Origin of the sequence: Psychroserpens luteus (genome assembly GCF_015319355.1) — a bacterium.
Taxonomy (GTDB): domain Bacteria; phylum Bacteroidota; class Bacteroidia; order Flavobacteriales; family Flavobacteriaceae; genus Psychroserpens; species Psychroserpens luteus.
Genome location: NZ_JADILU010000004.1, coordinates 181,693 through 205,532 on the forward strand (window position 1 = coordinate 181,693; position 23,840 = coordinate 205,532).

24 protein-coding genes are annotated in these 23,840 nt (G+C 31.1%); 14 read left to right on the top strand and 10 right to left on the bottom strand.

The features are described 5' to 3' along the window. The first annotated feature begins 176 nt into the window (after nucleotides 1-176). The 3 genes from IM744_RS10670 (at nucleotide 177) to IM744_RS10680 (ending at nucleotide 2,458) form a co-directional block, all read left to right on the top strand. Nucleotides 177-1,076 carry a DUF6263 family protein gene (locus tag IM744_RS10670; RefSeq protein WP_194508127.1) on the top strand — a complete coding sequence of 300 codons (900 nt, stop codon included), beginning with the start codon at nucleotides 177-179 and terminating at the stop codon, nucleotides 1,074-1,076. Continuing rightward, on the top strand, nucleotides 1,066-1,626 hold the full coding sequence (locus IM744_RS10675; protein WP_194508128.1) for a tetratricopeptide repeat protein: 561 nt from the start codon (nucleotides 1,066-1,068) through the stop codon (nucleotides 1,624-1,626). The genes IM744_RS10670 and IM744_RS10675 overlap by 11 nt, the downstream gene beginning before the upstream one ends. 145 nt (nucleotides 1,627-1,771) lie before the next feature. Next, a complete protein-coding gene (locus tag IM744_RS10680) occupies nucleotides 1,772-2,458 on the top strand; it encodes a hypothetical protein (RefSeq protein WP_194508129.1) in 687 nt (228 codons plus the stop codon). On the opposite strand, the gene cls is transcribed toward IM744_RS10680, so the two are convergent. The 3 genes from cls to IM744_RS10695 are packed head-to-tail and all read right to left on the bottom strand — an operon-like array spanning nucleotide 2,459 to nucleotide 5,578. Beyond that, a complete protein-coding gene (gene cls / locus IM744_RS10685) occupies nucleotides 2,459-3,913 on the bottom strand; it encodes a cardiolipin synthase (protein ID WP_194508130.1) in 1,455 nt (484 codons plus the stop codon). It abuts the gene before it with no gap. Then, the gene (locus IM744_RS10690; protein WP_194508131.1) at nucleotides 3,913-4,869 is read right to left on the bottom strand and encodes a lytic transglycosylase domain-containing protein; all 957 of its coding nucleotides are present in this window, start codon (nucleotides 4,867-4,869) and stop codon (nucleotides 3,913-3,915) included. Before IM744_RS10690 ends, cls begins: the two co-directional genes overlap by 1 nt. Before the next feature lie 46 nt (nucleotides 4,870-4,915). Further along, a complete protein-coding gene (locus IM744_RS10695) occupies nucleotides 4,916-5,578 on the bottom strand; it encodes an alpha/beta hydrolase (RefSeq protein ID WP_194508132.1) in 663 nt (220 codons plus the stop codon). A 115-nt stretch (nucleotides 5,579-5,693) separates the two neighbouring features. On the opposite strand from IM744_RS10695, the gene IM744_RS10700 reads away from it, so the two are divergent. Continuing rightward, nucleotides 5,694-5,990, top strand: coding sequence for a GNAT family N-acetyltransferase (locus IM744_RS10700; RefSeq protein WP_194508133.1), 297 nt, complete (start codon nucleotides 5,694-5,696; stop codon nucleotides 5,988-5,990). A 353-nt stretch (nucleotides 5,991-6,343) separates the two neighbouring features. Here the strand turns inward: IM744_RS10700 and IM744_RS10705 are convergent, their stop codons facing one another. The 4 genes from IM744_RS10705 to IM744_RS10720 all read right to left on the bottom strand — a co-directional run bounded on the left by IM744_RS10705 (nucleotide 6,344) and on the right by IM744_RS10720 (nucleotide 9,225). Further along, entirely contained in the window at nucleotides 6,344-6,703 is a 360-nt protein-coding gene (locus IM744_RS10705; RefSeq protein ID WP_194508134.1) for a hypothetical protein, read from the bottom strand. Beyond that, complete coding sequence (locus tag IM744_RS10710; RefSeq protein WP_194508135.1) at nucleotides 6,684-6,839, bottom strand: hypothetical protein; 156 nt, start codon at nucleotides 6,837-6,839, stop codon at nucleotides 6,684-6,686. The genes IM744_RS10705 and IM744_RS10710 overlap by 20 nt, the downstream gene beginning before the upstream one ends. Before the next feature lie 90 nt (nucleotides 6,840-6,929). Continuing rightward, complete coding sequence (gene mtaB / locus IM744_RS10715) at nucleotides 6,930-8,261, bottom strand: tRNA (N(6)-L-threonylcarbamoyladenosine(37)-C(2))-methylthiotransferase MtaB (RefSeq protein ID WP_194508136.1); 1,332 nt, start codon at nucleotides 8,259-8,261, stop codon at nucleotides 6,930-6,932. 85 nt (nucleotides 8,262-8,346) lie between these two features. Beyond that, nucleotides 8,347-9,225 (bottom strand): T9SS type A sorting domain-containing protein, encoded by an 879-nt coding sequence (locus IM744_RS10720; protein ID WP_194508137.1) that lies wholly within the window; start codon nucleotides 9,223-9,225, stop codon nucleotides 8,347-8,349. A gap of 376 nt (nucleotides 9,226-9,601) precedes the next feature. Between IM744_RS10720 and IM744_RS10725 the strand changes: the two genes are divergently transcribed. Genes IM744_RS10725 through IM744_RS10735 form a run of 3 tightly spaced genes read left to right on the top strand, consistent with a single transcriptional unit; the run spans nucleotide 9,602 to nucleotide 14,188 of the window. After that, entirely contained in the window at nucleotides 9,602-10,753 is a 1,152-nt protein-coding gene (locus IM744_RS10725; RefSeq protein ID WP_194508138.1) for an ATP-binding cassette domain-containing protein, read from the top strand. Between the two features lie 12 nt (nucleotides 10,754-10,765). Continuing rightward, nucleotides 10,766-12,574 (top strand): hypothetical protein, encoded by a 1,809-nt coding sequence (locus IM744_RS10730; RefSeq protein WP_194508139.1) that lies wholly within the window; start codon nucleotides 10,766-10,768, stop codon nucleotides 12,572-12,574. A 3-nt stretch (nucleotides 12,575-12,577) separates the two neighbouring features. Beyond that, the gene (locus IM744_RS10735; protein ID WP_194508140.1) at nucleotides 12,578-14,188 is read left to right on the top strand and encodes an ABC transporter substrate-binding protein; all 1,611 of its coding nucleotides are present in this window, start codon (nucleotides 12,578-12,580) and stop codon (nucleotides 14,186-14,188) included. On the opposite strand, the gene IM744_RS10740 is transcribed toward IM744_RS10735, so the two are convergent. The 3 genes from IM744_RS10740 to IM744_RS10750 all read right to left on the bottom strand — a co-directional run bounded on the left by IM744_RS10740 (nucleotide 14,175) and on the right by IM744_RS10750 (nucleotide 16,665). Next, nucleotides 14,175-15,074: a TolB family protein gene (locus IM744_RS10740; protein ID WP_194508141.1), complete on the bottom strand. Its 900-nt coding sequence runs from the start codon at nucleotides 15,072-15,074 to the stop codon at nucleotides 14,175-14,177. The genes IM744_RS10735 and IM744_RS10740 overlap by 14 nt on opposite strands. Before the next feature lie 17 nt (nucleotides 15,075-15,091). Further along, on the bottom strand, nucleotides 15,092-16,267 hold the full coding sequence (locus tag IM744_RS10745; protein WP_194508142.1) for a GlmU family protein: 1,176 nt from the start codon (nucleotides 16,265-16,267) through the stop codon (nucleotides 15,092-15,094). Between the two features lie 146 nt (nucleotides 16,268-16,413). Continuing rightward, nucleotides 16,414-16,665 (bottom strand): type B 50S ribosomal protein L31, encoded by a 252-nt coding sequence (locus IM744_RS10750; protein ID WP_194508143.1) that lies wholly within the window; start codon nucleotides 16,663-16,665, stop codon nucleotides 16,414-16,416. Nucleotides 16,666-16,827: 162 nt separating this feature from the next. Here IM744_RS10750 and IM744_RS10755 point away from each other — a divergent pair, with 162 nt between their 5' ends. The 7 genes from IM744_RS10755 (at nucleotide 16,828) to IM744_RS10785 (ending at nucleotide 23,816) form a co-directional block, all read left to right on the top strand. After that, nucleotides 16,828-17,361 carry a DUF4199 domain-containing protein gene (locus IM744_RS10755; RefSeq protein WP_194508144.1) on the top strand — a complete coding sequence of 178 codons (534 nt, stop codon included), beginning with the start codon at nucleotides 16,828-16,830 and terminating at the stop codon, nucleotides 17,359-17,361. A 44-nt stretch (nucleotides 17,362-17,405) separates the two neighbouring features. Next, complete coding sequence (locus IM744_RS10760; RefSeq protein WP_194508145.1) at nucleotides 17,406-18,353, top strand: glycosyltransferase family 2 protein; 948 nt, start codon at nucleotides 17,406-17,408, stop codon at nucleotides 18,351-18,353. 75 nt (nucleotides 18,354-18,428) lie between these two features. Next, nucleotides 18,429-20,159: a phospho-sugar mutase gene (locus IM744_RS10765; RefSeq protein ID WP_194508146.1), complete on the top strand. Its 1,731-nt coding sequence runs from the start codon at nucleotides 18,429-18,431 to the stop codon at nucleotides 20,157-20,159. Continuing rightward, the gene (locus IM744_RS10770) at nucleotides 20,159-21,997 is read left to right on the top strand and encodes an ABC transporter ATP-binding protein (protein ID WP_194508147.1); all 1,839 of its coding nucleotides are present in this window, start codon (nucleotides 20,159-20,161) and stop codon (nucleotides 21,995-21,997) included. Before IM744_RS10765 ends, IM744_RS10770 begins: the two co-directional genes overlap by 1 nt. 293 nt (nucleotides 21,998-22,290) lie before the next feature. Then, nucleotides 22,291-22,833, top strand: a complete 543-nt coding sequence (locus IM744_RS10775; RefSeq protein WP_194508148.1) for an RNA polymerase sigma factor — start codon at nucleotides 22,291-22,293, stop codon at nucleotides 22,831-22,833. Nucleotides 22,834-22,863: 30 nt separating this feature from the next. Then, entirely contained in the window at nucleotides 22,864-23,361 is a 498-nt protein-coding gene (locus IM744_RS10780; protein ID WP_194508149.1) for a hypothetical protein, read from the top strand. A gap of 5 nt (nucleotides 23,362-23,366) precedes the next feature. Then, nucleotides 23,367-23,816 carry a hypothetical protein gene (locus tag IM744_RS10785; protein WP_194508150.1) on the top strand — a complete coding sequence of 150 codons (450 nt, stop codon included), beginning with the start codon at nucleotides 23,367-23,369 and terminating at the stop codon, nucleotides 23,814-23,816. Nucleotides 23,817-23,840: the final 24 nt, after the last annotated feature.

Sequence of the window (23,840 nt, forward strand, 5' to 3'; positions counted from 1 at the left end):
TATATTCTTTTTTTTTCGTTTTGAACTATTCTCAAAACTGCGTGCAAATATACAAAGAGTTTTTACTTTGCCAAACCTAAAATTAAAAATATTTCATGTTAAATATAACAATACTATAACTAGCTACAAATTGACAAAAAATTAGTTTCTTTGTAAATTGAAAATTAATAACAAAAATGAAACCCTTTTTTACAACAATTCTCGTTGCATTTATTGCGACAACAAGCCTAATAAGCGCTCAAACTAGCTTAGTCTATAATTTAAAGGTTGGTGATCAATTTAAAGTGAGTCAAGTTGCTAATCAAGACATTGTTCAAGACATGAATGGTAAAAAACATGAAATGAAAAATCTATTGGAAGGTGATTTTACATTTATTGTTGAGGAGATCAATGATAGTTTATATGGTTTAAAATTTAAATTTGATCGATTTAAAATGGTGTCTTCATCAAATCTAATTGGAGAAATAATGAATATCAATACAAATGATAGTATTGCAGATGATGATATTGAAGGAAAAATTTTCGCACAATTGGTTACTGTAGATTTAGGAATGAAGATGTATAAAAATGGTAAGATTAAATCTATTAAAGGTTCTAATGCATTAATTTCTAAAATGGTAAATGCTGTTGGTGATATAGATGAGTTTACAAAAGAGGTCATGAAAGAATCTATGAAAAGTGAGTTTAGCAATGAAAGTCTTTCTAAAAGCTTTGAACAAATGACTTACATATATCCTAACCACGCTGTTAACATTGGTGACACTTGGGAAAACAATTTTGAAGGGGATTTATCCTCAAAAAACACTTGGACTCTAGAAAGCATAACTAATGATGATATCGTTATAACTGGAAAAAGCAGTGTCATTTTCAATAATACAGATGTTGATGTTGCAATGAATCTTACTGGAGATATGACCTCCAATATCATTACATCAAAAAAAACTGGCTTTGTAAAAACAATGACTACGACGTCTACAGTTAACGGTAATTCAATCATGCACAAAATGAATGATTTAAAAGTACCAACGTCAATTATATCTAATGTTACATATAAAATAGAAAAACATGTTCAATAAAAATATCAAATTAGTTATAGCTGGATTAATTATTGCCTATGCTATTTATCAATTTATCGAAGGTTACATTGGTAATGGTATAATGTACATTTTATTATCACTAATTTTTATATTCTTTTACTTTAAGAACGAATTTATTCTACTCGCTTTTTTAAAACTTAGAAAACAAGATTTTGAAGGTGCTAAAAGCTGGTTAAATAAAATTAAAAATCCTTCTGGTGCTCTTATTAAAAAACAAGAAGGTTACTACAACTACCTTCATGGTGTTATGGTATCTCAATCTAATATGAGCGAAGCCGAAAAGTACTTCAAAAAAGCATTAGACCTTGGTCTTTCTATGGATCATGATGTGGCTATGGCTAAATTAAACTTGGCTGGTATTGCTTTTAGTAAACGAAGAGTAATAGAAGCTAAACAGCTTTTAAATGAAGCTCAAAAATTAGACAAAAGAGGGATTTTAACAGAGCAAATTAAGATGATGAAAGATGGGATGAAAAAATCTCAAGGTCCTAAACAACATTATGGTAATCGTAATATGAGAAGACGTTAATAACTAGCTATTAACGTTCCTTTTATCGGTTTATTGCTCAATAAATATTCACTTCTCTAGTAAATCTAGCCTTTCAACGAGTTTTTAAACTCTACTCCACTATTACATCTACATTTGTAATTAATTAAACAACAAATAATTAGACATGAAAGTATATATTACTATACTTATGTTAGGTTGTATGTTTTTAGTGTTCCCTCAACAACAAAAAACCTACTTTGATTCCCAAATCACCCAACACTTAAAAGCTTACAAAGCTAAGTCCGAAATTGCTTTACAACATGGCGATAAGGAACAAGCTGAGTTTCTTTTTGATTCGCTTTTTGAAAATCATTTAAAATTTAGTCATCTTAGAGATTTTTCTCTAAATAAAGTTAAAGGCGGTACTTTAAAAACATCATCTATTGGCAAACCTTTTCTATTAATTACTAAATCATCTTGGGAACAAATTAAAGATGAAGAAATTAATGAAATTAATAGAATGTCTAAAATGTATAAAGGACAAATTGAGATCATTGTTTTATTTTGGGATTCAAAAGAAAAAGCAAAACTACATTCTAAGGATTATAATTCTAACGTTATTATTACTTATGTAGATGAGCGTGATAATAATGCAAATCACATTATTAAACCATTTAAGCACTCATTTGGAGCTCCTGCATGTTTCTTTTTTTCCGAAGAAAAACAGTTATTGAAAATTGATAAAAAGTTTACAATATCTAATGAAAGCAGTAGGTCTGAAGTCGCATTTAATGCCATTCATGAAAAAATTAAGTGGATGCTTTTTAGTGACGAACCAACTAACGAAGATATAATAACTACCTTAAAATAATTATAATAATGGAGCCCAAAGCCTACTAAAAGATTCTTTTAATTTATTAATTTTAGGTCTAGACTTCCATCGTTCAAAATCAATAATTTCACAATCTGTAATATCTTTTTTAAACTGATCTTTTAGAATTTTACTTTCTTCGGAATCATAGATCAACGCATTAATTTCGAAATTAATATTGAAACTTCTGTTATCTAAATTACAAGTTCCTATTGTTGCGAATATATCATCTACAACCATTGTTTTTGCATGAACAAAACCTTTATAATAGAGATAGACCTCAACTCCTGCTTCTAATAATGGTTCTAAAAATGAATTTGCTGCACTCTCAGCCACCCAACTATCAGAACGCTTAGGGATTATCAATTTCACATCAACACCTATCTTAGCTGCAATTTGCAAAGCAGTAATCACTTGATCGTTTGGAATAAAATAAGGTGTTGTAATGTAAATGTATTGTTCTGCATTATTGATAGCTGTTAATATCGCTTCCATAATGTTTGCCCAATCTGTATCTGGTCCACTCGCTGCAATTTGTATGGCTACGTCCTTTTTACAATCTGTTTTTGGAAAATAACTTTGCTTTACTTCAATTGTTTTTTCTGTTACAAAATCCCAAGTCGTTAAAAAGTGAAATTGAAGTACTTTAACTGCTTCTCCATAAATTCGAAGGTGTGTGTCCCTCCAATAGAGCTCTGAATCTTTTGTATTGACATAATTATCTGAAACGTTTATACCTCCTACATAGCCTATTTCCCCATCAATAATAGCAATTTTCCTATGATTTCTATAATTAGATTTACCCGTTAGACTAGAAAAAACAACTGGCATAAATGGAAAATGATTAACACCACTCTCATTTAATTGACTTTTCATTTTAGAAGATAATTTACTACCAACATCATCATAAGTCATTTTCACTTCAATCCCTTCCCTTGCTTTTTCACATATAATATTCAAAAGTTTTGTACCAATAACATCATCTTTAATGATGTAGTACTCTAGATGGATATGGTTCTTAGCATTCTGTAAATCTTTGAGTAAGCGCTCAAATTTAACTTCTCCATTAAATAAGATATCCACTTCATTACGAATCGTCAAGGGAGACTGTTCACTAGCTTTTAGGAGTTTAATAAGTTTAATCTTATCATCTAATTTTTTATTTAAAACAGCTAAATCTTGTTCTTCAGATTTTAATTTCTCTCCAACAGATTGGATAACCTTTGAATTGATAATGTGCTTTCTATTAAAAATTTTGGTTTTTCGATATTGTTGACCAAATAGATAATATATGACTAACCCAAAAAAAGGAAACAGTGCCAATATAATAATATATGACACTGTTTTAGTTGGATTAATATTTTTTAAAAGAACAGTAATAATTGCAGAAATTGCCAACAAATAATTGACAATTATTAAAATAAAAAAATAGTGCTCTTTTAAAAAATCAATCATTAAGGTTTCGTTGAATAATATCCTTCTTTAGGAATTTCTATTATATATTTTTTTCTTGATGAATTATTAAGTTTTGGTTCTCTCAACCAAGGGTTATGAATTTTTAGTATTTTATAATTTATCCCATAACGCTGTGCAAACTTTGTAAAGTCTGTAACTGCTGTATCAACTTCAACTTTATAGGTTGGAATTGGCTTATACAAATCTTGGTTCGTAAAGTTAAAGCCATATTTTTTTGGATGACTTAAAATCTCTTTCAAAGCAACTATTCTAAATAAATAACGTCCTGTTTCTTCCCCTAATAGTAAATCATAATAACCTTTTACATCTTGATCTCTTAAACGATTAGAAACTCCAGCGTTTCCTGCATTATATGCTGCTGCTGCAAGTGTCCAAGATCCTAAATTCTCTTTAGATTTCAATAAATATTTACAAGCCACCTCAGTTGCCATTTCCAAATGATAACGTTCATCTACATTTGAATTAACTTCTAATCCATTTTCTCTTCCTGTTGCTGGCATAATTTGCCAAACACCTCTTGCTCCTGCTGGAGACACTGCATTTGTTAATCCGCTTTCAATTACTGCTAAATATTTAAAATCTTCTGGAATACCATGTTTCTTCAAAATAGGCTCAATGATAGGGAAGTACTTTTCGGCACGCTTAAACATTAATAAACCGTTAGATTGCCAATAAGTGTTTACTAACAATTCTCTATCCATACGTTCTAAAATATCTGGATTTTCTAAAGGCATAGCTTCTCCTGCAAAATCTAAATGATCTGGAACCGATATGGCATACACATTATAATCATTTATCATTTTTGGTGTTTCAACAACTTCTTTATCTGAAACGGTCTTACCGGAATCTGTTTCATCAGACTGAACCGTAAAAATAAATAGCCCAGACACACATACTAACCCTATTGCTGCTAAAATATTTTTAATTATTGTCATAATTCTTTTTTTTATAAATGTATTAAATTTTGCGTTCGCTTTTAAATTATTGCAATATTAGTTTTGGTAAATTTTCGTTAAACCATTTGTACTTATTGATGACCATTACATGCGTTCCTCCCTTTAAAACAATACAATTACCAACGCATGAATGTGGGAAAACAGCATCTTTATCTCCTTGAATATAAATTGCATCTTCATTAGGAGCATCTTGGTCCCATTCTATGACATTTTCTATAGCCCAATCCAAATAATACTTATCACTAACAGACAGATATTTTTTATAGAGTTCAATACGTTTTGTAACTGTTTCACCAAAAGCATATTTTGCTAAAAAGTCAATATTTGATACTAATTGCGTAGGCAGCAATTTATAAGCTTTGGTATATTTCATCACTTTCATTCGTTTTGGCAACTCATGTTTTGATTTAACACTTGAAACCACAAATAATCTCTTAAAAGCCATGTGCTTACTCATTTCTTGAACTAAAATCCCACCAAATGAAACACCTAACAACACCACATTATCATGTTTTATGTTTAGAATCATTCGCTTAGCGTAAGATTCTAAAGTTTCCTTTTTCTGCGGAATCATCCACTCTAACCAATGAATTTCAAATTGATCTTCTGGTAATTTAATATGCTCAAATATGATAGGATTGGCTGCCATGCCAGGCATAAGATATACATGTGTAATTTCTTGTTCCATAAACGTTTAAATTAGCGATGTGTAATATCTGTTATATTTTTCGTAAATTTGTAACACAAAACTATACAAAAGTATAGTTCTACCCTACCGACCATTGAATTAAATATAAATTATTATGATTGATGCTGCTGACTTAACAGACAATGACTTTCTACGCCAATTTGAGCTGAAAGTTCAAGATGAACTAGCAATAATTGAGTATTCTAGTCAAGATCGGAAAATCTTTTTAACCAAACTAATTATTCCAGAATGCGTTACCGACGAAAATTTTGAGGAAGAATTTTTAACCTTAGTATTTGATCATATTGCAGAAAGCAGTTTGAGCGTTGTGCCAACAAGTCCTGAAATAGCCAAATTTATTAGGCGACATAGAAAATACAAAAAGATGCTTCCTGTAGGAATTAGAATATAACTCATAAAAAAACCGAAACTTAAAACGTCTCGGTTTTTTTTGTTATCAATCTAGAATTCACTAATTGTTATATACAAAAATAATGTCTTGAGAAATTGAGTTATCTTCTTAACTACCACTTGATGTTAAGAACAATAATACTACAGTAATTAGGGAAGCAATGAATAATTTTCTCATTTTTATTATTTAATAGGTTTTTTTAAAATCGTGCAAATGTAATTTAAGATTTCAACTGCACAAATTTTCTTTTCTTTCTTCGGAAATAAAACGTTATAAGGATACTTATTAACGTTGAAATAAAAAACTCCTAAGCATTAAACTCAGGAATTATCATTATTGTATATAATTTCTAATTATAATTTAGAATACGTCAACACCAAATCTCGTGTTTCCAGAACCGTAGTAAAGTCTTCATTATAAATTTCAATCTCATCAACCAATAGGATATTAAATGAATTATTGACTATAGTAAATTCTTTATCATTAAACTGAAATGTATCAGCATCAATTTGACTAAAGCTAGTATCAAAACTAATAATACCTTCTTGACATTCTACACTAAAGTCATATGTGTTATCAATTTCAGATTTTGAGATCTCTATTGTAGGATTGTAAGTTTCGTTTGAAGATAAAATGCCAGTGGTTTCAAATTTTAAAATTTCAGAATTAACACAATCTATCTCATTTAACAAATTAAGATGGGCTCGTTCCATCCTTATCAACATCAAACGCAGTACCAATACTGTAACTTGCTAATTTCCATTCGCCAATAACTTGTGACTGGGTTTTAACTTCTTCTTTAGCACATGAGTTTAATAAAACTAAGCAGATAGTTAATATGAGGAACATTTTTTGAAACATAATAGATTACTAATTTGATAAATTAGACAAGAATAACATATAAATCGATAACGCAAAGAAACATTAAATCGTATAAAGTTAAACTGTTAGTGTTGTTTGAAAATCAAATCGCACCAAACCGTCATCATCAATCTCAGTTAATTCAACTTGTTGAAGTGTGTTTACCAATTCTGGATTCCAAGGTGATTTAACTTTGACATAGTTTTCTGTAAAACCATGAATGTAACCTTCTTTATTTTCGCTTTCAAAAAGTACGGTTCTAGAACTTCCTATTTGACTTTCATAAAATGAACGTCTCATTTTTACTGAAAGTCCTCGCAACATCTTACTACGTTTAGCTCTCACATTTTTGGGCACGACGCCTTCAAGAGAAGCTGCAACTGTATTGTCACGTTCTGAATATGTAAACACATGCAAATAAGAAATCTCTAATTCATTAAGAAAATTATAAGTCTCTAAAAACAATTCATCTGTTTCTCCAGGAAAACCAACAATCACATCAACTCCAATACAAGCATGTGGCATCACTTCTTTAATTTTTGAAACGCGATCTACATATAATTCTTTCATGTAACGACGACGCATCAATTTTAAAATCTCATTGTTTCCACTTTGTAATGGAATATGAAAATGAGGCACAAACGCTTTACTTTGAGACACAAACTCTATGGTTTCGTTTTTAAGTAAATTAGGTTCTATTGATGAAATTCTTAAACGTTCAATCCCTTCAACTTTATCTAATGCTTTGACAAGTTCATAGAATGTGTGTTCATGCTTTTTATTACCGAATTCACCTTTTCCGTAGTCACCAATATTAACTCCTGTGAGTACAATTTCTTTGATATTTTTTGCTGAAATAGCTCTGGCATTCTCCAAAACATTCTCCAACGTATCACTTCTAGAAATCCCTCTAGCCAAAGGGATTGTGCAATACGTACATTTATAATCGCAACCATCTTGCACTTTTAAAAAAGCACGTGTACGATCACCAATTGAATAACTCCCAACATAAAAATCGGCTTCTTCAATTTCACAACTATGCACTTCTCCCATGTCATTTTTCGAGAGATCATTGAGGTAGTCTGTGATTTTAAATTTTTCGGTTGCTCCAAGAACTAAATCCACGCCATCAACATCTGCCAGTTCTTGTGGTTTTAATTGTGCGTAGCAACCAACAGCTGCGACAAACGCTTCCGGATTTACCTTTTGCGCTTGTTTTACTATTGATTTAAATCGTTTATCTGCATTTTCGGTCACAGAGCATGTGTTGATAACATAGATATCTGCTTCCTCCTTAAAATCTACGCGTTCAAAACCTTCCGAAGAAAAATTTCGCGCAATTGTAGAAGTTTCAGAAAAGTTGAGCTTGCAGCCCAATGTATAAAATGCGACTTTTTTTCTAGAGTTCATTCGTTTTGTAGATGAGCGTGCAAATTTAATAAAAAAAAGAGTGCCTAAAAAAGCACTCTTTTATAAAGTAATATTTCTTCAGAATTTAATTCTTAGTAAATCGTTTCGTGATTGTACCATTCTCTGTTGTAATTTTTAAAAGATAAATTCCTGTGTTTAAATTAGAAATATCCAACTGAGAACTATTACTGTTTCTAGCCACAGATTGACCTAAAACAGAAAAAACTTCAGTTTCAAAATCACCAATTGATGTTGGCATTTCTAAGTTGAGCGTATTTTTTGCTGGATTAGGAAAAATAGAAATTGTTTCTAAAACATACTCGTCTACACTTAAAGGCACTAAAGTCCCTTCAATTTTCATTGCCAAAGAATCAAATGTCAAACCTAATGTGATTAAATCAGTCCAAGGAACTCCGCCAAAATTACCTTCGTCAAACAACATAGCATTTCCTCCTGGATCACTAGCAAACCAATTCCATCTCACTGCATCACTTGGCGCTCTTGCTGCAACAACTAGCCAATATGTACCAGAGTTTAATTCAAATTCGGCGCCACCATTAGCCATTGTTATATCAATAGTAAAAGAATCATCTGTTGCGTCGTAAACAAGTGCTGGACTCGTTGGAGAAAGATTAATAATTTCTAAAAGTCCCGAGCCAGAAGTTGATGGGTCTGAATCTGGCACACCTGTGGCATCGTCATAGATAAACAAATCTAATCCTGTGAAATTCAAACTAATATCAGATTCATTTGAACCAAATCCATTTACAGTTATAACATCAATACTAAAATTGTCTGTTAATGTAAAATCATCAGCAGAATATGTGCCAAACCCAGAGTCGGCTAGAACAGAAGAGATAATTCCATTTGTTGCAGCAACAGGTTGATCTACAAGCGTAACTTGAGCACTTAAAATAAAGCCCGTTAAAATTAATAGGTAAGTAAAAAAGTAGTTTTTTTGCATAATGTCAGGTTTAAATTAAAATATAACTTAAATATATAATTATTCTATTACAATTTATTGTTCTTCGCTTATTTATTTTTATTACAAAAGGATAGAGAAGTTAATTTATGTGTCTATTGATAAAGAACTAAAAATCAAATTTTTATAATAGTTTGGCTACATTACAGAAATCGTATAAACATTTCAATGAGTTTTTTTAGCTCAAAAAACACAACTAGTTTAATTAAAAAATTATTTCACCGAATCTACATCTTTAGTTTCTTTACGCACAGAAATCTATTTATATTTACTCTTTCAAATTAAGGGTTGGCATCGTTTTAAAAATTACAATTTGTAATCCACCTATACGTCTTCTCTTCAATAATTTAATCCATATATGTCTCAAGCAGAAGCTAGAATAAAAGAAGTTATTTCTTTTCTACAAAATAAAGATACGGTTCTTGGATATCGCAAACTCATGGATTGTGTTATCGATACACAAGATTTAGATTTATATAGAGAAGTTATTTCTTTAACCGATTGGAAAGAACAATTTCCAGAAAAAGAAGATGAGCTAATTGAGCGATCACTTGTTATTTTAGAACGGGTTGCAAAAATTCCAATTTCAGAATATAATACAAAAAAACCTGTCGTGGTTGGAAGTGATTTGATTAAAAGCTATGGATATAATAGGTTTAAACTTGGGCCAATTTCTGTTAAAATACATAAAGGAGAAGTCTATGGATTGGTTGGAGAAAATGGAAACGGAAAAACAACATTGCTTCGCGTTTTAGCCAAAGAATTAAAATATAACGAAGGTCAACTCGATTTTAAATTTGATAACACCTACGATTCAAATTATGATTTGAGAACCAATTTGGTTTACATACCGCAACGTACTCAAAAATGGTATGGAAGCTTAAAAGACAACCTTAAATTTGTATTATCTAATTATGGAATTCCTCCAGAAGAAAACGAAACTAGAGTCTTAATGATGATTGCTCGTTTTGGACTATGGAATTATAAACATCTTAAATGGAGTGAACTGTCCTCTGGTTATAAAATGCGTTTTGAATTGGCAAGAACATTACTACGTCAGCCTGAATTATTGTTACTTGATGAACCTTTAGCAAATTTAGATGTATTAGCTCAACAAGTTATTTTAGAAGATTTAAAATCGATGTGTAATTCTATTAATAATCCAATCGCACTTATTTTAAGTTCACAGCAATTGTATGAGGTTGAGAAAATTTCTGATAAAGTTATTTACCTCAAAGATGGACAGTATAAAGACAATAAACAAGTTGTCGCAGATGATGAAAACCAACTCATTGTAGAAATAGATTGTGAGGCAAAACGTGATGAGCTTATGACTATTTTTGAAAATTTACAGATAGAAAAACTCATTTATAATGGCGGAATTTTCGTCGCATACTTTAACGCAAACACATCATTCTCAGCTGTATTAGAATCACTTGGAAAGCACAAAATAGATGTTACCTACACCAGAAATATCACTAAATCTACAAGACGATTCTTCGTTTCTTAATCTCGCTTCAAAATGAAAAATTTCATATATAAAACCAACCAATATTTACTTGAGCGTTATCCCACAATTTGGAATACGAGACTCGTTTGGATGCTGCTCTCTGCACTCATCTTACATCTCATATTTTTTGTTTTTGGCTTTTTTACGCTTTCTAATCCTGAAATGCTTCAAGAACGTTATGTAAAAGATATCTTTTTTGAAAATGGATCTGTTTTTCTATCTATAATTATTTCCACTCTATTACTGGTTGCCTGGCTTATTTATATGTTTAAAAACAATGCGTTTAAAAACTTTTACCCAACAAATTCTTTCAAGCTCTTTGGGCAATTTGTATCCTATTTGGTTATTATATTTGCATGTACAACTTTCTATTTATCGTATCAATATGGCTTAAAAACCTATATAGCTTCTACGTATCCAGATGCACAAATAAATAAAGAAATACAGATTACTAATGATGCATACTTGTTTTTATCAGAAGATCTTGAAGATTACACACTCAACCAACGTAGATTTCCAAAACCTTTTAACGAGTTCTATTGCGAGGACAATAACAAGTTTATAGACTACAACAAACCACATCTTTCATTTGAAGAAGACAGCTATCAATATTACACCTTACGTACTATTGAAACACCAATTGATGAGCCATATAACAACAATATTGCAGAGAGCTATAATGACTCTACCAGGAACAAAGGGTTTGTGTATAGCAAAACTGTAGATTCTATTAGAACATACTATTTTAAAGACTCTGTGGTTAATTTGCAAGAATGGATTAAAACGCCTATCCCAAGTTATTATAACATGTCATCCACATTTTTTGTATCTACAAATGACAATCTCGATGATGATGAATTAACTTATAATTATTCTAGTGATTATGAATACAATTATGAAGAATACTCAGATTATGACTACAATTATAGAAAATCATTTTCAATACGTCATCAACTAAGAAATAAAAGAAACTATGAACTTCTCGAACGAAATGATAAAAATGAAATCAAACAACTTCTAGAAGACTTTTTAGTTATTTCTAAAACTTACAAAATTGACCATAACCTAACCTCAAACGAGTGGTTAAATCTAGTGTATCATCCTAATAATTATGAAGTTAAGAACTTCATTAGAGACCAAGTTAAAGATGCATATGATTACACAAGTCCAATAGCAGTTGATATCACAAAAACCCAAGCATTCTACAATAATCGCCTAACAGATTACCATTATGATAATAGTTCACTTCATAATGTTTTTGAAAATATAGAAAACATAAAAGATAGCGAACCCATAGAAAGTATTCATGTCTTTATGTGGTTAGCATTCTTTTTTGCAAGCATAATCTTTATTTTTAGAATCACAGGACTCAAACACCTATTATTTAGTGTTATAACCGTTGGTGTTCTTACACTTATCGTGTCACTACTTGCAGCATTATTATTTTACGTTACTGCTGGAGGAAGTGACGATGGAGCTATTTATTTCATCTCTTATTTCACATTGGCACTAGGTACGCTTATTATATGTATTCCCATATTTTTCTATAATAGCATCAAAAAAATAATAGTCGCTATTTGTCTTAATATTTCACTCATAGGTTTTTCACTGTATCTATTCTTAATTGTTGGTATTATTTCCATGCATCAAAATAATGCTTGTAGAGATGACATAGATTATTATAAAAGCTACCATGATTGTAATACATTGATGGAAAGTGTAGGATTGAATTGGAGTTGGATTTTATTTTTCAGCGCAATTATTTTCATATTCTTCTACACCAAAATCATTAAAAACTGGAAATCACTTCCCGAAGGTTAGATTATGTACAAAAACTGTAAACACATATTAGTATCGCTTTTGGTTCTTCTTTTATTTTCCTGCGGAAATGGAACAACAACACAAAAAGATCATCTTGTTTTTAGATATAATGAACACAAAAATATAGGCTCGCTAGATCCTGCGTTTGCAAAAGACAATGCAGATAATTGGGCAATTAATCAACTGTTTAACGGTTTAGTACAAATGGACGAAGATCTTAATGTGCAACCTTGTATTGCTAAAGATTGGACAATTTCACCAGATGCGCTCACCTACTCTTTTTCGCTTCGAGATGATGTAAAATTCCATAAACACGAACTCTTCGGAAAAGACTCCACACGAACAGTAACAGCAAGCGATTTTGAATATAGCCTATTTAGATTATGTGATAGTAAGGTGGTTTCTCCAGGAAGTTGGGTCATTAATAATCTTTGGGACATAGAGTCTAAAAATGACTCCTTAATAATTATACTAAAATCACCAGACCCTTCTTTTATAGGAAAACTTACGATGAAATATTGTTCAGTAGTGCCAAAAGAAATTGTAGAGCATTATAATTCAGATTTCAGATCAAATCCTATTGGTACAGGACCATTTCAATTTAAACGCTGGGAAGAAAATTTAAAGCTCGTTTTCCGAAGAAATGATAATTATTTTGAAACTGATGGCTCTGGAAATCAATTACCATATCTGGAAGCTGTAGCCATTACATTTTTACCAGATAAACAAAGTGAATTTCTACAATTTGCGCAAGGCAATATTGATTTTGTTTCAGGATTAGATGCCTCCTACAAAGATGAAATTTTAACTGCAACTGGTAAACTTCGTGAACAATATGCAATAGATGTCAATATGATTAGAGGTCCTTACCTCAATACTGAATATTTGGCGTTTTTCATGGAGTCTAAAGTTACCGAAATACAATCACAAACCTTACGTCAAGCCATCAATTACGGTTTTGACAAGCAAAAAATGATGACCTATTTACGTAACGGAATTGGAATTCCTGCCTATGGTGGATTTATCCCAAAAGGTCTTCCTGGTTACAATGAATCTATAGGTTTTACATTTCAGACAGAAAAAGCAAAACAACTCGTACAGCAATTTAAACAAGAAACTGGGATTTCAAACCCTGAAATTACCATCACCACGACAAGTAATTATTTAAGTTTTTGTGAATTCATTCAACGAGAACTTCAAAAAATTGGTATTGTAGTTAATGTCGATGTGATTCCTGCTGCGACTTTAAAAGACGCAAAAGCCAACGGAAAACTAGATTTATTTAGAGCGAGTTGGGTTGCAGATTATCCTGATGCAGAAAACTACTTATCTTTATACTCAAGCAAAAATTTTGCACCTAATGGTCCAAATTACACGCATTTTAAAAGCGAACAATTTGATGCTTGGTATCAAGAAGCGTTTACTATTACTAATACGAAACAACGAGAAGCACTCTACACAAAAATGGATAGTTTAGTAATGGCATCGACTCCAATCATACCATTATTTTATGATGAAGTTGTTCGTTTTACTAGAAAAAACGTAAATGGCTTAGGGATTAATCCTATTAATATGCTGGATTTAAAACGTGTTAAAAAATCTACTCTAAAGTAAAATAGTAAATATCATCATCGCCTTTACCTTTTGGACGCCTAGAAGAAAAGTAACCTTTTGTTCCTTCTTCATTTATGATATAGCTAAAATCATCACTTCTACTATTTATAGGTTGTGGTAAGTTTACAGGTGTAGTAGTTTCTGGATCTCCATTAAGGTCATAACTGTAGATGTCTAATCCACCAACACCACCAACGCGATCTGAAGCAAAGTATAAGATATTGTCTTTACTCACAAAAGGAAACATATCCTTTCTAGGAGAATTGATTTTTTTACCTAAATTTTCTACCTCACCATATTCACCGTTTTCAAGAATTTCTACTTTAAATAAATCGGTTTGACCATGAGCTCCATCTGCATTTGATGTAAAATACATTGTAGAACCATCTGGACTTAGCGTTGCATGACCATAATTATAATTTGGTTTGCAAAATGGTAATGGTTCAAAATTCACCCAACCTCGACCTTCAATATATTCTCCTCTTTGAATATTTAAATTGATAGATTTCAATTTTCTTTTATACGACTTACCACGTTTCATAAAATTAGTAGTAATGTACATGTATTTACCATCGTTACTAAAGCCTGCGCTTGAGATATTGAAGACAAATTTTTCAGATTTATTAAACTGTTTTGGGTTGATAATTTCTCCGTCATCAGCCATTTGAGCTTCAAACATTGTAAAGATCAAACGCTTATCTCCATCTCGTCTTGCTCTATTTCTATTATCGAGCATATACGATGTATAATAAACTTTATCACCTTTATAGAATACAACACCATATTGACTTTTGTCGTCATTAAGTTCTAGATTCTTGATTGTATAGGTCTGAGAAAACCCGAAATTTAGTGTCAATACTAAAATGATACTGCAAATAAACTTCATGTTTTTATAATTTAAGATTAACTTTTTCTCCATTTTTTTGTCTCTTCAAAGACGTGTTCTAATATGTTTTTATCTACTTCGGAAAATTCTATATCTCGACGTTTCATAACAACTTCAGCAACTTCAAACGCTTTATTGGTTAAATATGTTGTAAAACCAGAATTTCCTCCCCAAGAAAAACTTGGAATAAAATTTCTAGGAAATCCACTTCCGAAGATATTAGCGCTAACTCCAACAACTGTACCAGTATTAAACATGGTGTTGATTCCACATTTACTGTGATCTCCCATCATGAGTCCGCAAAACTGGAGTCCAGTTTTTGCAAAGCCTTCGGTTTGATAATCCCAAAGTCGTACTTCGGCATAATTGTTTTTTAGATTAGAATTGTTAGTATCTGCTCCAAGATTACACCACTCTCCAATTACAGAATTCCCTAAAAAGCCATCATGACCTTTATTAGAATATCCAAAAATAACCGAATTATTGACTTCGCCTCCAACTTTGCTATGAGGTCCAACAGTTGTTGGTCCATAAATTTTAGCTCCTAATTTTATTGTTGAATGATCACAAAGCGCAAAAGGACCTCTAATTAAACTACCTTCCATCACCTCTGCATCTTTACCAATATAAATTGGACCAGAATTAGCATTTAAGGTTGCAAATTCTAATGTGGCACCTTCTTCTATAAATATATGTTCTGCCCCAAGAACGTTACATGTGCTTGAGATAGGTTGTGATTCTCTATCTTGTGTCAGTAAATCAAAATCTGCTTGTATAGCATCTCCATTTATTGCGAAGATGTCCCAAGTATGTTCAATTTTCAAAACAGTATCGTTGTACTCTATAGCTTTGTAGTTCTCAAAATCAACCTCTTCTTGAGAGTCTTTTGTAAAAAATGCAATGACATCTTCTCCAGAAAACACTGCTTGATTTTCTTTTAACCCTTTAATAATGGCAACTAATTTGGTGTTTGGCATGAAAGAAGCGTTAATCATAACGTTTTCATCTAGTTCTACCATTGGATATTTTTCAGACAAGTAATCTTCTGTTATCGTTGTAGTAGTTGACCCTAAATGGTTCTCCCATTTTTCTCTAATGGTGAGAATACCTACTCTAATATCTGCAACAGGTCTAGTATACGTAAATGGTAATAAGTTGTTACGTGATGGTCCATCAAAAAGAATGTAGTTCATATCAAAGGTTGAAGTTAGAATTTAAAAGTTAGAAGTGTTTTTCTAGCTTTCAATTTCGATTATATATCAAAAGTAGATTAATTATAGAAAACAAAAAAGCCTTCGGAAAAAATCCTGAAGGCTTTGTAACTATTTTAATTCTAAGTTTATTTTTTAAACTTAGCGTATTTGTTTTTGAATTTATCAATACGACCAGCTGTATCTACTAATTTAGACTTACCAGTGTAAAACGGGTGAGATGTTCTAGAGATTTCCAATTTAACTACTGGATAATCAACACCATCTACGTCAATTGTTTCATTTGTTTCAGCAGTAGATTTAGTTAAAAATACGTCTTCGTTAGACATGTCTTTAAACGCTACTAATCTATAATTTTCTGGATGTATTCCTTTTCTCATCTCTTTATTCTTTAAAATTCCTTACTATTTTGGAGGTGCAAATTTAAGTAATTTTTGTAAATTACCAATAAAATATTTCTTTTTTTATTCAGAAGAAAATTGTAACGTTTTAAAACAAATATATACTAACCAATCATATTAACTAAATAATCAACTTAAATTATGGAAAAATCATTAAAATCTACAGCTATTAACTATGGTATTTACCTTGGTTGTGGCTTAGTTCTTTACACAGTACTTTGTTATGTTATTGATATTGAATTTTTAGTAAACTTTTGGGTAAACTTATTAATCCTTCCTGTTGTAATAATTGCAGTTGGTGTAGTATCTAGTGCAAAAGCAAGAAGTCTTTTAGGAGGCTTTATGAATTTCAAACAAGCGTTTACAGCGTACTTTATCCCTATTGCTATTGGTGTTTTAATAAGTACAATTGTTACTGTTATACTATTTAATTTTATTGATCCTGATTCTGCAGAATACTTAAAAGAATTGTCTATCAATAAAACAACATCTTTTATGGAAAACATGGGAGCTCCTCAAGAACAAATAAATGAAGCTGTAGAAACGATGGAGAGCCAAGAAACCTTTGCTATTGGCACTCAATTAAGATCTCTAGCACAGAGTTTAATCTTCTTTACTGTCATAGGACTTCTTGTGGCTCTTATAATGAAGAAAAAAGATCCGAACTTAGCTTAAATAATTTCAGTATTTTTGAAGTATTAAATTTTCAAAATCGCTAAATGAATATATCAGTAGTCATACCACTACTTAACGAACAAGAATCAATAACAGAATTACACGATTGGATTGCAAAAGTCATGCAGTCCAATCGTTTTTCATATGAAATCATTTTTATTGATGATGGTAGTACAGATGATTCTTGGGCAACAATAATGGCTTTATCTCAAAAAGATGAGAATGTAAAGGGCATTCGTTTTCTTAAAAATTTCGGAAAATCCCAAGCGCTCCATGCTGGTTTTGCTAAAGCAGAAGGCGATGTAATCATCACCATGGATGCAGATTTGCAAGATAACCCAGAAGAAATCCCAGAACTCTACAACATGATCGTCGTAGACAAATATGATTTGGTCTCTGGTTGGAAAAAGAAACGCTATGATTCTGTAATTTCTAAAAACATGCCATCTAAATTATTTAATTGGGCAGCGAGACGAACGTCTGGTGTAAAATTGAATGACTTTAATTGTGGTCTTAAAGCTTATAACAACAATGTGGTTAAAAACATTGATGTTAATGGCGAAATGCATCGTTATATTCCTGTGCTTGCAAAAAATGCAGGTTTCACTAAAATTGGTGAGAAAGTCGTACAACATCAAGCTAGAAAATATGGTGAAACCAAATTTGGAATGGATCGTTTTATAAACGGATTTCTAGATTTAATCACGATTTGGTTTTTATCACGCTTTGGTAAACGTCCAATGCATCTTTTTGGAGCTTTAGGTGTCATCATGTTTGCCATTGGATTTGTATTTGCTATGTATCTAGGTATCGATAAATTATTTTTAAATCAAACAGGACGATTGATTACTGAACGTCCGCAATTTTACATTGCTTTAACAACAATGATTTTAGGAAGTCAGTTTTTTGTAGCTGGATTTTTAGGTGAACTCATTCTTCGCTCAAAGAGTGACAGCAGTCGCTATTTAATCAAGCAAGAACTTAATTTTTAAAATCCAACTTATTTATTACTGGCTTAACGCTTCAAAATTATTGAATTACGTATTTTTACATTATAAACACATCACATGACACACATAGAACCACAACTACTAGAACGAGTAAACTCTTGGTTAACACCAACTTTTGATCAAGACACTCAAAATCAAATAAAAGATTTAATTGCTAACAATAAAGATAATCTCAAAGAAAGTTTTTATAAAAATCTTGAATTTGGAACTGGTGGTATGCGTGGTGTTATGGGAGTTGGAACCAACCGAATTAACAAATATACATTAGGAAAAAATACCCAAGGATTGAGTAATTATATGAAAACTCAATTTCCTTCGGAAACTTTAAAAGTTGCGATTGCGTACGACTGTAGACACAATAGTAAATCATTAGCAAAAGTGGTTGCAGATGTCTTTTCTGCTAACGGAATTCACGTTTATCTCTTTGAAGATTTACGTCCAACTCCAGAATTATCGTTTGCTTTGAAATATTTAGGTTGTCATTGTGGAATTGTATTAACTGCATCTCACAATCCACCAGAATACAACGGTTATAAGGTATATTGGCAAGATGGCGGACAATTAGTACCACCAGAGGATGCTGAAATTATTGCAGAAATAAATAGATTGGCTTATGATGAAATCAAATTTAAAGCTAATGAAGATTTGATTGAATACATAGGAAAAGAAGTTGATGACGTATTTATAAATGAATCTATAAAAAATGGGAGTTTTGACACATCTTCCGAAGCAAAAGAAAATTTAAATATCGTATTTACTTCGCTCCACGGAACATCTATTACTGCAATCCCAGAAACCTTAAAACGTGCTGGCTATACCAATGTAAACATCGTAGAAGAGCAACGTGAACCAAATGGTGATTTTCCAACAGTTGTCTCTCCAAACCCTGAAGAACCAGAAGCTTTAAAAATGGCTATAGAATTAGCAGATAAAGTGGATGGAGATATTGTTATTGGTACAGATCCAGATTGTGATCGTTTGGGAGTAGCAGTTCGTAATTTAGAAAATCATTTAGTAATTCTTAATGGTAATCAAACGATGTTATTAATGACCGATTTTCTATTAAAACAATGGAAAAACGCTAATAAAATTAATGGTAATCAGTTTATTGGATCTACAATTGTTTCGACACCAATGATGTCTGTTTTAGCAGCTGCATATAACGTAGAATGTAAAATTGGATTGACTGGTTTTAAATGGATTGCTAAAATGATAAAAGACTTCCCTACAATGGATTTTATTGGTGGTGGAGAAGAAAGTTTTGGGTTTATGGTTGGTGACTTTGTGAGAGATAAAGATGCTGTAACCTCTACCCTTTTAGCTTGTGAGATTGCTGCTCAAGCAAAAGCAAATAACACAACTATGTATGAGACTTTAATTGATTTATATGTGGAGCATGGCTTTTATAAAGAACGCTTAGTGTCTATAACTAAAAAAGGAATTGAAGGTGCTCAAGAGATCAAACAAATGATGATTGATGCTCGTGAAAACCCATTAAAAGTAGTTGATAACTCTAAAGTGGTTTTAATTGAAGATTACCAATTATCAATCTCTAAAAATACAGTTACTGGAGAAACAACCACGATAGACATCCCAAAATCTAATGTATTAATTTATCATACAGAAGACGGTAGTAAAATTGCATTAAGACCAAGTGGAACAGAACCTAAAATTAAATTCTACATAAGTGTAAATACAACTCTAGACAATGTGTCTGCATTTAAAGAAACGGAACAACAATTGGAAGCTAAGATTGATGCCATCTTAAAAGACATGAAACTTAGTTAATGAATTATTTCAAACAAATACTTGGTTATGCGAGACCATATAAAAAATTCGCAATACTAAATATTATTTGTAATGTATTTTACGCATTATTTAGTGCATTATCGTTTATCGCTTTAATCCCAATGCTGGATGTATTATTTCCAACAGCAAAACCTGGTGTAGAAAAAGAAGCCATTGTGAAACCTGTTTGGAATGGTATATCAAATACCATGGATTATTTTAAAGATTTCATGTCTTACAGAGTTCATGAATTTGCTCATGACGACTCTTCAAAGGCTTTAATCTTAGTGATATCTTTAGTTATTGTGTTATTCTTTTTGAAAAACATTTCTAATTACTTAGCCATGTTTTTTATTACATTTTTAAGGAATGGTGTTTTAAAAGATTTAAGAAATGCCATTTTTGATAAAATTACCATGCTACCGATTGCTTTCTTTTCAGAAAAAAGAAAAGGAGATACTATGGCAAGAATATCAAATGATGTTCAAGAAATTCAAAGCTCATTTTTGTCAATTTTAGAACTTATAGTTAGAGAACCACTCACTATTATTTTTACCATCATTATGATGTTATTAATTAGTCCTCAACTTACATTGTTCGTATTTATATTTATTCCATTATCTGGTTTTGTGATCTCTAGAATAGGGAAATCATTAAAAAAGAAATCAGATCGCGTTCAAAAAGAACAAGGTAACTTTTTATCTATTGTAGAAGAAACCTTAGGTGGTTTAAAAGTCATCAAGGGTTTTAATGGAGAAACTACATTTTCAAATAAGTTTAAAGCGTCTACGTATCGTTTTTTTAACTTCTCTAATAAATTATTAAATCGTCAAAATTTCGCATCGCCTACAAGTGAGTTTTTAGGAATCACAGTAATATCTATATTGTTGTGGTATGGTGGACGTATGGTACTCATTGATGGCACATTAGATGCTAGTTCGTTTATTGCATACATGGGACTTGCATATAATATATTAACGCCAGCAAAAGCTATTAGTAAAGCAAGTTATAGCGTTAAAAAAGGTAATGCAGCTGCAGAGCGTGTTTTAGAAATATTGAACACGACATCTACTTTAGAAGACAAACCTAATGCTATTGTAAAACCTGATTTTACTTCGGAAATTGGCATCAACAACATCTCATTTAAATATGAAGATGATTTAGTCCTTAAAAACTTTTCAATTAAAGTTCCTAAAGGAAAAAGCATTGCACTTGTTGGACAATCTGGAAGCGGAAAATCTACAATAGCAAATCTAGTGACTCGCTTTTATGATGTTAATGAAGGTCAAATTTCTATTGATGGACAAGATATAAGAAACATTACAAAACATTCATTACGTAACTTAATGGGACTAGTAACACAAGATTCTATACTATTTAATGATACTGTAAAAAACAATATTCTTTTAGGAAAAGAAAATGCTAAAGATGAAGAAATTATAGATGCCTTAAAAATCGCTAATGCTTGGGAGTTTGTAAAAGAATTACCTAAAGGTATTGAAACCAACATTGGTGATGCTGGAGGAAAATTATCTGGCGGACAAAAACAACGTCTCAGCATTGCAAGAGCGGTTTTAAAGAATCCTCCAATTATGATTCTCGATGAAGCAACCTCAGCATTAGATACAGAAAGTGAACGCCTAGTTCAAGATGCTTTAGAGAAAATGATGAAAAACAGAACCTCAATCATTATTGCGCATCGTTTATCAACCATTCAAAATGCAGATGAAATTATTGTCATGAATAAAGGAGAAATTGCAGAACAAGGAACTCACAATGAGCTTATTGCTAAAGATGGTGTTTACAAAAAACTAGTAAGTATGCAGAGTTTTGAATAAGTAGATATTTCCGAAGAACATATTTTATAAACAAAAAAGGATGCACTATTAGATTGCATCCTTTTCAATTTTATTACCATATTTGGGGAAAATGGTAATAGTTTAGTAGGTTAGACTGAAACAAACATAATTTAAATAATGATAAAATACAAGAAAAAATGCATTTCATCGTTATTAAATAACACTTTATCGATTATTTTCTACTTAAAAAACTGAATATCAATCAATTAAATATTAATATTTTTTTTATTAAACTTTCTGTAAATTGAAACGTCTAATTAAAAACGTTTTTATTGGATAAAGAACACCTTTTTATACAACGCCTTACGAATCCATCTACTAAAGAAGTAGCCTATAAAGAACTCTTAACACTGTATAAAGAGCGCTTATATTGGCATATTCGCCATATTGTAAAATCTCATGACGACACAGATGATGTACTCCAAAACACCTTTATTAAGGTCTATAAAAACTTAGAAAACTTTAAAGGAGATAGCAAATTATTTTCATGGATGTATCGCATTGCCACCAACGAATCTCTAACACATCTCAATAAAAACGCTAAACGTTTAAAATTTTCTTCGGAAGAATTACAACAAAACATCATAACCAATCTAAAAGCTGATGTGTATTTTGAGAGTGATGATATTCAATTTAAACTACAACAAGCCATTGCTACATTACCAGAAAAACAACAACTCGTTTTTAATATGAGATATTTTCAAGACATTAAATATAAAGACATGTCAGATATTTTAGAAACAAGTGAAGGTGCTTTAAAAGCATCTTATCATATTGCAACCAAAAAAATAGAAGCATTTTTAACTCAAGATTAAACTAATGACAGACTTTTTAGTCTTACATATATGAAACAGAAAAAATTAGATACCATTAACTCTTCAGGATTTAAAGTACCTAAAGATTACTTTTCACAAGTTGAAGAGCAAATTCTTAGTGAGGTACATTTAAAAAACAAGGTTCAAGTCTCTGGTTTTCATGTTCCAGATTCTTATTTTGAATCTCTTGAAGAACACATCTTTGAAAAGCTAGAAACCAAAAACGAGGCAAAAGTAATAAAGCTCTTTAGTTGGAAAAAAGCCATATATGCATCAGCCATTGCTGCAACAATAGTTTTAATGTTTAACTTATTTTCTACTTCGGAAACAATCACTTTTGAATCCATTGAGATAGCAACCATAGAAAATTATTTAGAAGACGAAGGTTTTACATCAAACGATTTTGCTTCGTTACTTACTGATGAAGAATTAAATAAAGACAACTTTATAGAAAACCAAATACCTGAATATTTAATTAAAGATTATCTAATGAATACTATTGAATTAGAAGACTTAATCTTAGAATAAATCATATGAAAAAGACATTTATAACCCTTTTATTTTTAGCATTAACCTTTTGTGGCTTTGCTCAAGACAAACAACGACAAGAGCGCTTTAAGGCTTTAAAAGTTGCATTCATTACCGAAAAACTTGAGTTCACTGAAACTGAAGCTCAAAAATTTTGGCCAATATATAATGCTTTTGAAAAAGAAAGAGACATGTTACGCAACAATTCTCGTGAAATGCGACGTAATTTAAAAATCGAATCTTTAAGTGAAACTGATGCAAAGAAATTATTAAAAGATTTTTTAGCATTTGAAGAAGAACAACAAAAACTTAAATCTGACTTAGTAGAAAGTTTACTTACAGCTATTCCTGCAAAAAAAGTTATTTTACTCAAACTAGTTGAAGAGCAATTTAAAAAGCAAATGATGGAAGAATGGAAAAAGCGCCATGAAAAACCTGAAAAGAATGCACCTTAATAAAAAAAGAAGCCAATTGGCTTC

Bases quoted from the DNA above. Each gene is read 5' to 3' on its own strand.
- IM744_RS10755 (WP_194508144.1), top strand. From the start codon at position 16,828: ATGGAAAAATCATTAAAATCTACAGCTATTAACTATGGTATTTACCTT.
- IM744_RS10710 (WP_194508135.1), bottom strand. From the start codon at position 6,839: ATGTTCCTCATATTAACTATCTGCTTAGTTTTATTAAACTCATGTGCT.
- IM744_RS10740 (WP_194508141.1), bottom strand. From the start codon at position 15,074: ATGAAGTTTATTTGCAGTATCATTTTAGTATTGACACTAAATTTCGGG.
- IM744_RS10700 (WP_194508133.1), top strand. From the start codon at position 5,694: ATGATTGATGCTGCTGACTTAACAGACAATGACTTTCTACGCCAATTT.
- mtaB (WP_194508136.1), bottom strand. From the start codon at position 8,261: ATGAACTCTAGAAAAAAAGTCGCATTTTATACATTGGGCTGCAAGCTC.
- IM744_RS10670 (WP_194508127.1), top strand. From the start codon at position 177: ATGAAACCCTTTTTTACAACAATTCTCGTTGCATTTATTGCGACAACA.
- IM744_RS10780 (WP_194508149.1), top strand. From the start codon at position 22,864: ATGAAACAGAAAAAATTAGATACCATTAACTCTTCAGGATTTAAAGTA.
- IM744_RS10760 (WP_194508145.1), top strand. From the start codon at position 17,406: ATGAATATATCAGTAGTCATACCACTACTTAACGAACAAGAATCAATA.
- cls (WP_194508130.1), bottom strand. From the start codon at position 3,913: ATGATTGATTTTTTAAAAGAGCACTATTTTTTTATTTTAATAATTGTC.
- IM744_RS10770 (WP_194508147.1), top strand. From the start codon at position 20,159: ATGAATTATTTCAAACAAATACTTGGTTATGCGAGACCATATAAAAAA.
- IM744_RS10675 (WP_194508128.1), top strand. From the start codon at position 1,066: ATGTTCAATAAAAATATCAAATTAGTTATAGCTGGATTAATTATTGCC.
- IM744_RS10750 (WP_194508143.1), bottom strand. From the start codon at position 16,665: ATGAGAAAAGGAATACATCCAGAAAATTATAGATTAGTAGCGTTTAAA.
- IM744_RS10765 (WP_194508146.1), top strand. From the start codon at position 18,429: ATGACACACATAGAACCACAACTACTAGAACGAGTAAACTCTTGGTTA.
- IM744_RS10690 (WP_194508131.1), bottom strand. From the start codon at position 4,869: ATGACAATAATTAAAAATATTTTAGCAGCAATAGGGTTAGTATGTGTG.
- IM744_RS10705 (WP_194508134.1), bottom strand. From the start codon at position 6,703: ATGGAACGAGCCCATCTTAATTTGTTAAATGAGATAGATTGTGTTAAT.
- IM744_RS10745 (WP_194508142.1), bottom strand. From the start codon at position 16,267: ATGAACTACATTCTTTTTGATGGACCATCACGTAACAACTTATTACCA.
- IM744_RS10730 (WP_194508139.1), top strand. From the start codon at position 10,766: ATGAAAAATTTCATATATAAAACCAACCAATATTTACTTGAGCGTTAT.
- IM744_RS10735 (WP_194508140.1), top strand. From the start codon at position 12,578: ATGTACAAAAACTGTAAACACATATTAGTATCGCTTTTGGTTCTTCTT.
- IM744_RS10680 (WP_194508129.1), top strand. From the start codon at position 1,772: ATGAAAGTATATATTACTATACTTATGTTAGGTTGTATGTTTTTAGTG.
- IM744_RS10785 (WP_194508150.1), top strand. From the start codon at position 23,367: ATGAAAAAGACATTTATAACCCTTTTATTTTTAGCATTAACCTTTTGT.
- IM744_RS10720 (WP_194508137.1), bottom strand. From the start codon at position 9,225: ATGCAAAAAAACTACTTTTTTACTTACCTATTAATTTTAACGGGCTTT.
- IM744_RS10695 (WP_194508132.1), bottom strand. From the start codon at position 5,578: ATGGAACAAGAAATTACACATGTATATCTTATGCCTGGCATGGCAGCC.
- IM744_RS10725 (WP_194508138.1), top strand. From the start codon at position 9,602: ATGTCTCAAGCAGAAGCTAGAATAAAAGAAGTTATTTCTTTTCTACAA.